The sequence below is a fragment of the Archangium gephyra genome, from assembly GCF_049060025.1.
GTDB classification, from domain to species: domain Bacteria; phylum Myxococcota; class Myxococcia; order Myxococcales; family Myxococcaceae; genus Archangium; species Archangium gephyra_A.
This window is the reverse complement of the sequence record NZ_JBMEQQ010000002.1, coordinates 4,710,584-4,723,470: the sequence shown is the minus strand read 5'-3', so window position 1 is coordinate 4,723,470 and position 12,887 is coordinate 4,710,584. Positions and strand designations below refer to the sequence as shown.

Genomic DNA, 12,887 nt, shown 5'->3' with positions numbered 1-12,887 from the left:
CCGAGAGGGCTGGGATGCGCATGCGTCCACCAGTGAGCCGCTTCTTTCCGTTGCTCGCCCCCCTGGCCGCCCTGCTGGTGGCGCTGGCCCCCCCCCGGGTGTCCGCCTGGCCGGTGGACCTCGTGATGCCGCTGGAGCCGGGCAAGGAGCGCTTCCACAAGCTGAGCGTGGTCGACTTCGTGGAGGTGGAGGACCCGTCCATCGCCACGGCGGAGGTGCTCGAGGGCAGCAACGAGCTGCTGCTCACGGGCCTCAAACCCGGGCGCACGCTGCTGCTGCTGTACGCCGAGGGGAAGTTCGCCGTGTGGCGGCTGGTGGTGGGCACGCCTCCCCCGCCCGAGCCCTCCGTGGAGCCCCTGGTGGCCGCGGCGCGCAAGGCCTGCCCGGGCCTCAAGGTGACCGCGGGCGCCGGACGGAGCCTGTCCACCGAGGTGAAGGACGCGCGCTGCCGTGACGCCCTGCGCTCGCTGCTGAAGACGGATGCGTACCTGGCGCGCGAGCTGGAGCTGACCTTCGAGCTGCCCCTGCTCCAGGAGCAGCTCGCGGCCCTCACGCCGGTGTTGAAGGGCCTGGGCCTCGGGGTGAGCTACCGCGGGGCGGGGCTGGTACTGGAGGGCACCGCCACCCCGGAGGAGCACCGCCGGGCCCTCTGGGAGCTGTTCCGCCAGTCCGTGGGCCGCGTGCCGCTGGAGGACCGCGTCACCGTGCGCCGGCCCGCGCCTCCCGACGCGGGCACGCCCGCGGACTAGGGCACCGCGGCTTCCGGCTCCCGGGGCGCCTCGAGCACGGCCCGGGCCGCGTCGATGGCCTCGTGCGTGCCGGCCAGGGCGAGCACGTCTCCCTCCCGCAGCACCTCCTGGGCGGTGGGGACGACGGCGCCGCCTTCACCCCGCTGGATGGCGAGCACCGTGGCGCCCGTCATCCCGCGCAGGTTCAGCTCCGCGAGGCTCCGCCCCACGGCGCGGCTGGTGGCCTCGAGCCGGACGGGCGTCGGCTCTCCGAGCCCGGGGAGGATGGCGTGGAGCGTCTTCAACTGCTCGCCATGCTGCTCCTCGTCCTTGACATGGGACTGGGACGCGAGCACCGAGACGATGACCTGGGAGCCCGCGCGCACGTGCCCCTGGAGGTTGGTGGCGCTGCGCCAGAAGCCCACGGCGAGCACGATGAGCTGGACGAGCAGCACGGCCGCGCCCTGGAAGCCGGGGATGAAGGGCTGGGTGAGGGCCACGAGGGGCACGCCCACGAGGAGCAGGCTCCCCAACTGGAGCGTCACCACGAGCGCGCGGCGGGGCGCGGCGGCCCGGTCCAGCTTGCCCTCGGCCCCGGGGGGCAGGGCGAGCTCCGCGAGCAGCATGCCCAGGCCACGGGCCATCCGGACGATTCCCACGAGGAACGGCACCGCGAGCGCGGACGCCAGTCCGATGACGAGCAGGCGCGCCACCGAGGCGCCCAGTCCGCCCCGGTTCTCCACGGTCGTGGTGAGCCGCTCGAGGAAGACGGACGTGCCGATGACGAGGGCGGCGAGCATGGCCGCGTCGAGCAGCAGCAGGCGCAGCATGCGGCGCATCCTCGCGCCGGTGGTCTTCTGCGGCGGCGCGGCGCGCAGGCCCTCCACCCAGCTCCCATAGAGGGCCGCGAACGTCTGGAGCGGCTTGGGCAGCTTGCGGTCCACGAAGTTGGCGACCGGCCCCGCGGCCCGGATGAGGAAGGGGGTGGTGAGGGTGGTGATGGCGGAGACGGCCACCGCCACCGGGTAGAGGAACTGGCCCGTGGCGTTCAGCGACAGGCCCAGGGCGGCGATGATGAAGGAGAACTCGCCAATCTGCGCCAGGCTCAGGCCCGACTGCACCGCGGTGCGCGTCCCGTTGCCCGTGAGGAACACGCCCAGGGCCACGCCCACCAGCTTGCCGAGGATGACCACCACCGTCAGCACGGCCACGGCCACCCAGTGCTGGGCCACCAGCGCCGGGTCGATCATCATTCCCACCGACACGAAGAAGATGGAGGCGAACACGTCGCGCACGGGCTGCACCAGGTGCTCGACGTCCTTCTCCTTGCCGGACTCCGCCACGAGCGAGCCCGCGAGGAACGCGCCGAGCGCCACCGAGTAGCCGAACTCCTGCGCCAGCAGCGCGATGGCGAAGCAGATGCCCATGCTCGTCACCAGCAGCGTCTCCGGCCGATCCAGGCGGTGGACGGCTCGCACCACGCGCGGGATGAGCAGCAACCCGATGACCACCAGCCCCACCAGGAACAGCGCCAGCCGGCCGATGGTGACGGTGAGCTGTCCCGCCGACAGTCCCGCTCCGCTGGAGACCGCGGTGAGGGTCGCCATCAGGAGGATGGCGATGAGATCCTCGACGATGAGGACCCCGACGACGATCTCCCGCAGCTTGCCCTTGATGCCCTGCTCGTCGAAGGCCTTGGCGATGATGGTCGTGCTGGAGATGGCGATGATGGCGCCGGTGAAGAAGCTCTCGAGCGTCGTCCACCCGAAGGCCCGGCCCACGACGAAGCCGAGCCAGATCATCAGGCTGCATTGGATGACGGCGGTGACTCCCGCCGTGGGCCCCACCTGGAACAGCTTGCGCAGGCTGAACTCCAGCCCGAGCGAGAACATGAGGAGGATGACGCCCAGCTCCGACAGCGTGTGGACGATGGCGGGGTCCGCGACGAGCGGAATGGGCACGTGGGGGCCGATGATGAGGCCCGCGATGATGTACCCGAGCACGATGGGTTGGCGCAGCCGCTGGAAGAGGACCGACGTCACTGTCGCGACGCAGAGGACCATCGCCAGGGCCTTGAGGAAGTCGTGAGCACCGTGCATCGTTGAATCACCTGCTGAGAAGCTGTGGAGGAAAGGTCATCCGCGGCCACCCCCCCGGTCCGTCCGGCGCGGTGCTTCCCTGGAGAAGCAGCCACCCCGGCGAGTCCTGTGTGTGACCGTGCGTTTCTACTTCTGGGACCGGAACGTCACGCGGTCCGCGGAGGTCCTTGCGCGGGGCAGTTGGCGACGATGGGGCGATCCGCGATCCGGCCGTGGCTCGTGGGCAGGACGCACGACAGCAGCCGTCTCGTGCGTTCCTCGAGCAGGGGTTCCGGCCGGAGCGCGGGGCCGAGGCGTGCATCGGCGCGCGGGTGAAGCGGGGGCGGCTTGCTGGTGGGGCGCGGGAGCTCCAGCTGGCCCGGTACCGGCGAAGCGTGGACGCCGGCCAGCGGCTGCTGCCCGGACAGGTTCTCGGAGCGCGCGCTCGGGTGCTGCCCTTCCGGCGCCGAGGGGACCCACCGGACATCCGCGCGCCCGGCGGCATGGGCACTCATCGAGCACACGCCGGCCACCGTGGCCAGCAGAAGGGCGCAGGCCGCGCCTATCCAGGCCATCCATCGAGCGCTCGAACGCTCGTGCCAGGATGCGTGGTCAACGGTGCTCATGAGTGTTTTCGCCCAAACCCTCCTAACACCGGAGCAGTTCGAGGGAAAGCCACTCGTCAGGAGGTGCTCGTCGCGGTCCGGCCGCCCCGGCGTTCCTCATCCTTGGACGGGAGCTCTTCCGAGGGCTCCTCGAGGAGCAGCTCGCGCATCAGCCGCCGCCCCAGGGCGAGTCCCAGCCCGAGGCTGATCAGCAGTCCGCTCACCGAGGCCACCGTCGTCCAGGTCTTCCCCTGTCCCAGGGCGCTCCCGAAGAGGGCGGTGAGCATCGTCCCGGGCGCGGTGCCGACGAGCGCGCCCAGCGCGAGGGGCCAGAAGCGGGCCCCGGAAGCGGACGCCGTCGCGAGCAGCACGTCCGCCGGAATCACCGAGTTGATGCAGGCGAGGAAGCCGAGCTGGAACCCGTGCCGGCGTGCCACGTGCCGCAGGGCCGTGTGCCTCTTGCCCGCGAGCCGCCGCATGGGCTTGCGGCCGAGCCGGCTGGCCACGAGGTGGATGACGCCCGTGGCCAGCAGGCTTCCGAGGAGCGCGTAGACCGTCCCGTGCGCCATGCCGAAGAGCAGGCCGCCCACCGCGGTGAAGAACTGGCCCGGCAGCAGCGTCACGGGCCGGATCGCCAGCAGCAGGACGAAGACGAGGGGCGCCAGCAACCCGAGGGGACGCAGCCACTCGGAGAGCTGCCGCTGATCCAGGTACTCGGGCCCCAGCAGCCGGAGTGCCACCAGCAGCCCGACGGAGAAGCACAGGGGGGCGAGGAACTTGAGACTGGCGCTCATCCCTCCCCTCTCGGAGCGAGGGTGCGCGGACATGGTGCAAAGCTGGGAGTCGTCCCTCCCCGGGGCAATGGTGCCAGGGCCTCTCCCTCCACCAGGGGGCAAGGGACGCTTCGGCCCTCGGCCCCGGAAGACCCAGGGGTGCTCTGCCGCCCTCCAGGCGGGCGGCCATGGCCGGACACCGGCGCGAGAGCCCTTGCCCCCTCGCGCCAGTGCCCGGGAGGAGACGCCGTTACTTCTTCGGCTGCTGCATGCCGGAGCCGGGCTGGCCGGTCCCCGTGGTGCCGCTGCCGGTGCCCGTGCCCATGTGGCCGCCGCCCGTGTGGCCGCTGCCCATGTGGCCGCCCGTGCCCGGCTCGGTGCCCTTCTGCATGCCCGTGCCGTTGTTGCCCGTGCCCGCGCCGCCGACGCCCATGGTCTGGCCCAGCTTGCCGAGCACCGAGTAGGCCTGCTGGCGGTGCTGGGCCACGTGCTGCGTCATGTCCTCCATCAGCGAGGTCATCTCCGCGTTGGCGGTGATGGCCTGCCGGCCCGCCATCAGCTTGCCGAGCGTGGCGTCATGGTCGCCCACCTGGTTGGCGATGTAGCAGGAGTCGAACGCCTCTCCCTTGAGCGTCTGGAGGCTCCTCCATGACGGCCTTGTCGGCCGCCATCATCTTCTTCTCCATGTCGTTCATCGGCTTGGGCATGTCCGCCAGCTTCATTCCCCGGCCCTGGGCCAGCGTCATCAGCTTCTGATCCGCGGCGGTGTGCTCGCGCACCATCTGCTCGCCAAACGCCTTCACGTCCGGGTTGGCGGCGTTCCGCTGGGCGAGCTGGCCCAGCTTGATCTCCATCTGGTTGGTGTAGTGCAGCCGCTCGAGAAGGGCCTTCTCGTCGGTGGGCACCACGAAGCCCCGGTGCTCGGCCGTGCCGCCCTTGGCTCCCTGGCCCTGCGCCTTGGCGCCCTGCTGCGCGAGCGCGGAACCCCCAAGGACCAGCGCACCGGCCAGCATGAACCCCTGAATCGTCTGCTTCATGTGCGGACTTCCTTTCGGTTGGAACGCGGGCGCGCACATTGGCCGGGGACAAGGTGGACTTCATTGCACCCCGGGGCGGAGCGTGTGGAAGCGCACGCTGGGGCCTTTCTCCTGATGGCTGGCGGACGCTCCATCTGTCCCGGGTCGGACGCAACGTGCAGTCCTTGAATAGTGTGACCCTCACACACAAATTCGCCGGGTACTCGGTTGAAAGGATAGCGACGCGTATGTCCAGGGAAGTCTGGCCGGGAAAGCCGTACCCACGGGGCGCCACGTTCGACGGCACGGGGGTGAACTTCGCGGTCTTCTCGCAAGTCGCCACCCGCGTCGAGGTCTGCCTCTTCGATCCCCAGAACCCCTCCAGGGAGGTGGAGCGGTTCGATCTGCAGGCGATGACGGATGACGTGTGGCATGGCTACGTGCCGGGGCTGGAGCCGGGCACGCTCTACGGCCTGCGCGTCCACGGGCCGTACGAGCCGCAGAAGGGCCAACGCTGCAACCCCTACAAGCTGCTGGTGGACCCGTACGCCAAGGCGCTCCATGGCGAGGTGGACTGGTCCCAGCCCGTCTTCGGCTATACGCTCGGCAACGACAAGCAGGACCTGATGCGCGACGAGCGCGACAGCGCCGCGGGCGTGCCCAAGAGCGTGGTGGTGGGCGACTACTTCGACTGGGGCAACGAGCGCCGCCCGGACGTGCCCTGGCGCAAGACGGTCATCTACGAGGCCCACGTGAAGGGCCTCACCATGCGCCACCCCAAGGTGCCCGAGAACCAGCGCGGCACCTACGCGGCCCTCGGCCACCCGGCCGTCATCGAGCACCTGCTCAAGCTGGGCGTCACCTCGGTGGAGCTGCTGCCGGTGCACGCCTTCGCGGACGACTCCTTCCTCGGGGAGAAGGGCCTGTCCAACTTCTGGGGCTACAACACCCTGTGCTACTTCGCCCCCGAGGCCTCCTACGCCAGCCGCCGCACGCCGGGCAGCGCCGTCAACGAGTTCAAGGGCATGGTGAAGGCCCTGCACTCCGCGGGCATCGAGGTCCTCCTCGACGTCGTCTACAACCACTCGTGCGAGGGCAACCACCTGGGGCCCACGCTGTCGCTCAAGGGCATCGACAACGCCAGCTACTACTGGCTGATGCCCGAGGCGCGCTACTACCTGGACTTCACCGGCTGCGGTAACAGCCTCAACGCCTCCAACCCCCACACCGCGCGCCTCATCGTGGACTCCTTGCGCTACTGGGTGGAGGAGATGCACGTGGACGGGTTCCGCTTCGACCTGGCCACCGTGCTCGGCCGCGTGGGCAGGGGGGAGTACTCCCCCAACGCCCCCATCTTCCAGATCATCAACCAGGATCCGGTGCTCGGCCGGGTGAAGCTCATCTCCGAGCCGTGGGACGTGGGGCTCGGCGGCTACCAGGTGGGCGGCTTCCCCGCGCCCTGGCGCGAGTGGAACGGCAAGTACCGCGATGCCCTGCGCCGCTACTGGAAGGGCGACGAGAACCTCGCGGGCGAGGTGGGCCACCGGCTCACCGGCTCCTCGGACCTCTACCAGGAGGCGCGGCGCCGGCCCCAGGCCAGCATCAACTTCGTCACCGCCCACGACGGCTTCACCCTGCACGACCTCGTCACCTACAGCCACAAGCACAACGAGGCCAACGGCGAGCACAACCGTGACGGCGCCGACGACAACCAGGCGTGGAACTGCGGCGTGGAGGGCGAGACGGATGACCCCGGCGTCGTCTCCCTGCGCGAGCGCCAGAAGCGCAACCTGCTCGCCTCGCTCTTCCTCTCGCAGGGCGTGCCCATGATTGTCGCCGGCGACGAGATGGGGCGCACCCAGAAGGGCAACAACAACGCCTACTGCCAGGACAACGAGCTGTCCTGGGTGGACTGGAACCTCGACGAGCGCCGGCTGGCGCTGCTCGAGTTCACCTCGCGCCTCATCCAGTTCCGCCACCGCCAGCCGGTGCTGCAGCGCCGCCGCTTCTTCCAGGGCAAGCACATCTGGGACTCGGAGCACAAGGACCTCACCTGGTTCCGCCCGGATGGGACGGAGATGAGCCCGGAGGACTGGCAGAAGCCCTTCGTCCGCTCCCTCGCGTTCCTCCTGGGGGGCGACGCCATCCCCTCGCCCGACGAGCGCGGCCAGCGCATCATCGGAGATGGCCTGCTGGTGCTGCTCAATGCCCACCACGAGCCCGTGCGCTTCACCGTGCCGCCCCCGCCCCAGGGCTCCCGGTGGGTCATCGAGTTCTACACGGCGGATGACCAGCGGGGCCCCGAGGAGCCGGTACCCGCCGGCCCCTTCGAGCTGACGGGCCGCTCGCTCGCCGTCTTCCGGGAGGTACCGGCCGGCTGAGGCCCGGTGCTCCAGCGGGCGGGCGCCCACCCGCCCCTCGCGGAATAGGGGCCTGCCTCCGGCCCCGCGCTTGTCTCCCGTCCCCTCCATGCGGACTGTGTGTCCCAGGGACGACACCACCGCAGGGGGGTGGGACCCAGGAGCCATACCGTGAGCGCGATCGAATTACTCAAGCAGCAGCACCGGGAAGTCGATGGGCTGTTCCAGCGCATCAAGTCCACCACCGGGGACGAGCGCATCGCCCTGCTGGGCAAGGTGGCCGAGGCCCTCACCATCCACGCGGCGCTGGAGGAGCAGTACTTCTACCCCTTCGCCCGGCAGCAGGGGGTGGACGGCCTCATCGACGAGTCCTTCCAGGACCATGCCGAGGTGAAGCGGCTCCTCTCGGAAATCCTCCAGATGAAGCAGACCGACCCGGGGCTGGAGGGGCTGTGCCTGCGCCTGGAGCGGATGGTGACCGAGCACGTCAGCCAGGAGGAGAGCGCGCTGCTCCCCAAGGTGCAGTCCCTGGCCAACGAGGAGGACCTCGACTCCATGCGCGAGGACATGCAGCAGGCCATCGATCAGTGGCGCAACACGGAGTTGCTGCGCATGGCCGAGCACCAGGAGTCGCTCCCACCCTCGGTGTGAGCGGGCAGGCGGGGCGCCTCGAGCGGACGCCCCGAGTGGATGGGACCGAGGCGGCTCACCATCGGGAGGGGGTGAAGAGGCAGTCGATGAGCCTTGCTTCACCGAGCCCGAAGTGGGCTGTCCGTGGCACGAGGTCCGGCACGGGAGTGAGGAGGACGTCGTTGGGCAGGCGGGTGAAACCGAAGGTGGCCTGGATGAGCGTGGCCAGCCTGGCTTCGTGGGACTGGAACTCGGGGGGGAAGGGCGGAAGACGTTGCCAGTAGCCCTCTCCGGGCTCGTTCCTATCCGTATGGGAAGCGTAGAGGGCGTACACCGGGGCGAGCTGGCTCAGCAGGCAGACGACGCAGTCGTAGAGGGGCGCTCCTACCTTGAAGCCCGGGAGGGAGACACGGACGCTGTAGCAGGGGTCCAGCAAGGGCACCGTGGTGTCCCAGAGCGAGCAGTCGGGGAACTCATGACGGAGCCGCGGGATGAAGTTCTCCCAAGTGGGGGCGGGCTTCGCATGGGTGTGCAGCAGTGCGCTGAGCCGCTGGACCTCTTCTGACGTCTTGTATTGAGGTTCATCAATGAGAAGTCCCGCCGGATAGTAGAGGTGGACGAGGTGGACGAGCGCGTCGGCCGTCAGTTCTGGATTCATGAACGGGGCTCCTCGATGGGGTCGCGTTCGAGAGGGCGCCTGGAGCTTCTCACTCGCTGGATACGCGTGGAGTTTCCATTTTCATGAAAACGTCGACCGTGGGACGCCTACCGATTGGAAGCCCGTGACCCGGGCGCCAGGAATGGGACCGATGTTCGGCTTCGTCAGGATGCTCTGCATGTGTACCCTGAACTGGTGACAGGCGAGGGCTGCGTATTCCGGCGAAGTGGAACACTCGTTCCGGGCGAAGTGGAACACCCGTTCCGGCCATGTGGAACAGTCGGAGCGTCAGCGACGCTGGCCGGGGTTCACTTCGCCCCCTTCTTGGACCGGGTCAAATTCCTTTCCGGGTCGCGCACCGAGTCGCCCGTGAGCTTGAGCCGATGGGCGTTGTGCACCAGCCGGTCGAGGATGGCGTCGGCGAGGGTGGCCTCGCCAATCACCGCGTGCCAGTCCTTGGGGTCGAGTTGAGACGTCACCACGGTGGCGCCGGAGCCATACCTGTCCTCCAACACCTCGAGCAGTTCCTTGCGCTCGCTGGTGCCCAGGGGCTCCAGGCCGAAGTCGTCCAGAATCAGCACCTGGGCCTTGGCGAGCCTGCGCAGCAGGTGCGGGTAGGTGCCGTCGGCGCGAGCCTGCGCCAGCTCGTCGAAGAGACGCGAGGCACGGCGGTACACCACGCCGTAGCCGTCGCGGCACGCCTTCTGTCCGAGCGCGCACGCCAGGAAGCTCTTGCCCACGCCGGTGGGGCCCGTCACCAGCACGTTCTGCGCCTGCGCCACCCAGCGCGAGGTGGACAGCTCCAGCACCTGGGCCTTCGTCAGCCCGCGCGCCAGGCTGTAGTCGATGTCCTCCAAACACGCCGTCTGGCGCAGCCGCGCGTTGCGCAGGCGCGAGGTGAGCTTCTTGTTCTCCCGGTGCACCCACTCGGCGTCCGCCAGCAGGCCCACCAGCTCCGTCGGGCCCAGCTGCGTGTCCGCTGGCCGCTCCATCCAGGTGCGCAGATAGTTGGCCATGCCGTACAGCTTCATCGCGTTGAGCTTCTCCAGCGTCTGCTCCGTCAGCATTCTCTCGTCTCTTCGTTGGGGGTTGTTGGGTGTTGCGCCGCCTGCGCGCGCCCGAAGGGCGCGCGCAGGCGTCCTGCGTGGTAGCGGGCCGCGAGGGCCAGCACCGCGGAGAGTTGTCCGCGCACCGTGGCCGGGCGCGGGAGGCTTCAGTGGTAGTAGCTGGCGCCGCGTACATTCTCGTGCTGTGGCAGCGGGCCCTTGTCCTCGTGCGCCGCCTGCGCGTCCTCGAGGTGGTGCTGGAGGATGGCGGCCACGGACTTGTAGCTGTAGGCGCGGTGGCGCACTGCCCGCGCGCACGCCTTCTCCACGCGCTGCTGCCCGTGGCGCTGCGCCAGGCGGATGACGCCCAGGGCCGAGCGGAAGCCCTGCTCGGGGTGGGGGCGGCGCTTCATCAGCTCCTCCACCAGCGTCGCCGTGCTGGGGCCCACCGTGGCGGCCCAGGAGAGAATCCGGCTCGGCGTCCACTCCGCATGCGCGCGGTGGCTCTTGGGCATGTGCTCGGCCTGGGTGGTGAAGCGTCCGCGCTCCTCACTGCGCACGTGGCTGGCCACGCGCCGGCCCGCCTGCAACACCTCCACGCACGAGGCCGTGTAACGCACCTCCACCTGCTGCCCCACCAGCCCGTAGGGCACGCTGTAACAGTGCCCCTCCACCTCCACGTGGTAATCCACGTTGACGCGCGCCTTCTTCCATTGCGCCAGCTCGTAGGGCTTGTCCGGCAGCGGCTTGAGGGCCGCCTTCTCCACCTCCTCGAAGAGTTGCCGGCGGCTCTTGCCCAGCTTGCGCATGGGCCGCGTGTTCAACTTCTCCAGCAGCACCGCCACCGCCTCGCGCACCTCGCAGAGCGACGTGAAGCGCCGGTTGCGCAGCGCCGCCAGAATCCACCTCTCGGCCAGCAGCACCCCGTTCTCCGCCTTCGCCTTGTCCCGCGGCTTGCGCGGCCGCGCAGGCACCACCGCGAAGCCGTAGTGCCTCGCCATGTCCGCGTAGCTGGGATTGATGTCCGGCTCGTACCGGTTGGTGCGCGTCACCGCTGCCTTCAGGTTGTCGGGCACCGCCATCTCCGACACGCCTCCGAAGTACGCGAACGCCCTCTGGTTGCACCCCACCCACGTGGCCACGTCCTCGCTGAAGACGGGCTCCACGTACGTGTAGTTGCTGGCCCCCAGTACCGCCACGTACAGCTTCGCCACACGCACCTCGCCGCTCACCGCGTCGTGGACTTGCAGCCCATCGCCGCTGAAGTCCATGAAGCACTTCTCCCCGGCACGGTGCTCCTGGCGCATGGTGACGCTCACGCTCTTGGCCCACCGCGCGTAGCGCTCGCAGAACTGGCTGTACTGGTAGCCCTCCGGGTGCGTCTCCCGGTACTCCTGCCACAGCAGCGACTTGGTGACGCCCTTCTTCCTGCAGCTCCGCGTGCACGTGCGCCCAGTCCGGCTCGGGCCGGCTCGCTACCACCTTCCCCTCGTCCGCGAACAGCAGCGCCGTGAGCGCCGCGTCGTCGTCCAGCTCCGGCGCCAGCGGCCAACTCGTCAGCTTCGCCGCCTGCGCCCGGTACAGGTAGCGGTTGACCGTGCCCACGCCGATTCCCAGGCTCCGGGCTATCTCCCGCACCGACAGCTTCAGCTCCAACCTCTGCCTCAACAACTCTCTCAGCTTGCGCATGGACAGCCTCTCTGCCGCCATCAAGACCTCCTTCTTCGGGGAGATCAGAGGCGGCGGCTCGTCCAGCACCGTCAACGCTCCACTGTGTCGCCCATCCCTCGGCCTACCTGCCGGGTGCGTTCCACTTGCCCGGAATCGGTGTTCCACATGGTCGGAATGGGCGTTCCACTTGCTCCGGAATCAGTGTTCCACTTGCCCCGGAATCGGTGTTCCACATGGTCCGGTGCACGCACGAGGGCGGTTGGCAGGCGCTCTCGAAGGACGATGCGTGCGGCCTTGTCCGCTGCCTTGGCGGCTTCGGCTTGTGCGAATTCATCCACCACCCATCCGATCACATTCCTTTCCGGAACGCCGACTTCGACGTCGCAGGTGGCGGTCGAGGCAAAGATGGGAGAAATCTTGCCGAGCAGGATGAGCACCTGGGCGGCCTTCCATCCTCCTGGCTCCGTGCCAGGGCCTCTATAGGGCACGACGTTCTGGAACTGGAACATGGACGGCGGGATATGGCCGCCGACGCAAGCGAACTGAGTTGCTCCGAGAAGAGCCAGCGCCAGCAAACCCCCACGTGTGGCGACCAAGAGCCGGAGATGCATAGGGTCTCCTTTGCTGTGGACAGTTTGCGGATGGCGTCTGACCTTCCCGTCCAGGCGACGAGACCTTCATTTTCCAACGACACGACCGCCACCCGTGGTGTTTCCCTCCACTCGGAGATCCTCCAGGTGAAGCAGACGGACCCGGGGCTGGAAGGGCTGTGCCTGCGCCTGGAGCGGATGGTGACCGAGCACGTCAGCCAGGAGGAGAGTGCGCTGCTCCCCAAGGTGCAGTCCCTGGCCAATGAGGAGGACCTCGACTCCATGAGCGAGGACATGCAGCAGGCCATCGATCAGTGGCGCAACACGGAGCTGCTGCGCATGGCCGAGCACCAGGAGTCGCTCCCACCCTCGGTGTGAGCGGGCAGGCGGGAGCGTCTATCTCGCAGGAGCAACGTAGGCCCCCTTCACTCGTAGTCGACTACGAGTGGTGTGGGCGAAAGACATACACCACTCGTAGTCGACTACGAGTGGTGTACGGCGGCCCCTTCGCGCCGGAAGCTTGTGGCCTCCCGTTCCCGAGGAGCGGGCGGCGTTCTGGGCCATCTTCCATGCGGAACCCGGGACCATCGGCGCGGTGGTGGTGACGAGGAACGGGGTGCCCGAGGTGATTGCGACCGTGCGCAGCACGGAGGAGTACCTGACGCTGGCGGGCTCGGGCCAACTGCCCCCGGACCATCGCGTCTTCCTGCCCAACGACATCATCTGAGCCCT

Annotated in this window: 13 protein-coding genes and 1 pseudogene; 5 read left to right on the top strand and 9 right to left on the bottom strand. The window is 69.0% G+C overall.

Annotated features, from left to right (window positions below):
• The first annotated feature begins 20 nt into the window (after positions 1-20).
• Positions 21-749 (top strand): pilus assembly protein N-terminal domain-containing protein, encoded by a 729-nt coding sequence (locus ACN28I_RS20525; RefSeq protein WP_420943663.1) that lies wholly within the window; start codon positions 21-23, stop codon positions 747-749.
• On the opposite strand, the gene ACN28I_RS20520 is transcribed toward ACN28I_RS20525, so the two are convergent.
• The 5 genes from ACN28I_RS20520 to ACN28I_RS20500 all read right to left on the bottom strand — a co-directional run bounded on the left by ACN28I_RS20520 (position 746) and on the right by ACN28I_RS20500 (position 5,221).
• Positions 746-2,827: a cation:proton antiporter gene (locus ACN28I_RS20520; protein WP_420943662.1), complete on the bottom strand. Its 2,082-nt coding sequence runs from the start codon at positions 2,825-2,827 to the stop codon at positions 746-748. The two genes, ACN28I_RS20525 and ACN28I_RS20520, sit on opposite strands and share 4 nt — an antisense overlap.
• A gap of 146 nt (positions 2,828-2,973) precedes the next feature.
• Complete coding sequence (locus tag ACN28I_RS20515) at positions 2,974-3,432, bottom strand: hypothetical protein (RefSeq protein WP_420943661.1); 459 nt, start codon at positions 3,430-3,432, stop codon at positions 2,974-2,976.
• Between the two features lie 56 nt (positions 3,433-3,488).
• A complete protein-coding gene (locus ACN28I_RS20510) occupies positions 3,489-4,205 on the bottom strand; it encodes a TVP38/TMEM64 family protein (RefSeq protein ID WP_420943660.1) in 717 nt (238 codons plus the stop codon).
• 229 nt (positions 4,206-4,434) lie between these two features.
• The gene (locus tag ACN28I_RS20505) at positions 4,435-4,773 is read right to left on the bottom strand and encodes a hypothetical protein (RefSeq protein ID WP_420943659.1); all 339 of its coding nucleotides are present in this window, start codon (positions 4,771-4,773) and stop codon (positions 4,435-4,437) included.
• The gene (locus ACN28I_RS20500) at positions 4,760-5,221 is read right to left on the bottom strand and encodes a DUF4142 domain-containing protein (RefSeq protein ID WP_420943658.1); all 462 of its coding nucleotides are present in this window, start codon (positions 5,219-5,221) and stop codon (positions 4,760-4,762) included. The genes ACN28I_RS20505 and ACN28I_RS20500 overlap by 14 nt, the downstream gene beginning before the upstream one ends.
• A 227-nt stretch (positions 5,222-5,448) precedes the next feature.
• On the opposite strand from ACN28I_RS20500, the gene glgX reads away from it, so the two are divergent.
• Positions 5,449-7,581: a glycogen debranching protein GlgX gene (gene glgX, locus ACN28I_RS20495; protein ID WP_420943657.1), complete on the top strand. Its 2,133-nt coding sequence runs from the start codon at positions 5,449-5,451 to the stop codon at positions 7,579-7,581.
• Positions 7,582-7,731: 150 nt separating this feature from the next.
• Positions 7,732-8,211, top strand: a complete 480-nt coding sequence (locus ACN28I_RS20490; protein WP_420943656.1) for a hemerythrin domain-containing protein — start codon at positions 7,732-7,734, stop codon at positions 8,209-8,211.
• A 55-nt stretch (positions 8,212-8,266) separates the two neighbouring features.
• Here the strand turns inward: ACN28I_RS20490 and ACN28I_RS20485 are convergent, their stop codons facing one another.
• From ACN28I_RS20485 to ACN28I_RS20470, 4 genes and pseudogenes are all read right to left on the bottom strand, one after another.
• Entirely contained in the window at positions 8,267-8,848 is a 582-nt protein-coding gene (locus tag ACN28I_RS20485; protein ID WP_420943655.1) for a hypothetical protein, read from the bottom strand.
• Positions 8,849-9,156: 308 nt separating this feature from the next.
• Complete coding sequence (istB, locus tag ACN28I_RS20480; protein WP_420943654.1) at positions 9,157-9,915, bottom strand: IS21-like element helper ATPase IstB; 759 nt, start codon at positions 9,913-9,915, stop codon at positions 9,157-9,159.
• Between the two features lie 146 nt (positions 9,916-10,061).
• Positions 10,062-11,583: pseudogene (istA, locus tag ACN28I_RS20475) on the bottom strand (IS21 family transposase).
• A gap of 71 nt (positions 11,584-11,654) precedes the next feature.
• Positions 11,655-12,176: a hypothetical protein gene (locus ACN28I_RS20470; protein WP_420943653.1), complete on the bottom strand. Its 522-nt coding sequence runs from the start codon at positions 12,174-12,176 to the stop codon at positions 11,655-11,657.
• A gap of 30 nt (positions 12,177-12,206) precedes the next feature.
• Here ACN28I_RS20470 and ACN28I_RS20465 point away from each other — a divergent pair, with 30 nt between their 5' ends.
• Positions 12,207-12,533, top strand: a complete 327-nt coding sequence (locus tag ACN28I_RS20465) for a hypothetical protein (RefSeq protein WP_420943652.1) — start codon at positions 12,207-12,209, stop codon at positions 12,531-12,533.
• A 142-nt stretch (positions 12,534-12,675) separates the two neighbouring features.
• A complete protein-coding gene (locus ACN28I_RS20460) occupies positions 12,676-12,882 on the top strand; it encodes a hypothetical protein (RefSeq protein WP_420943651.1) in 207 nt (68 codons plus the stop codon).
• Positions 12,883-12,887 lie beyond the last annotated feature (5 nt).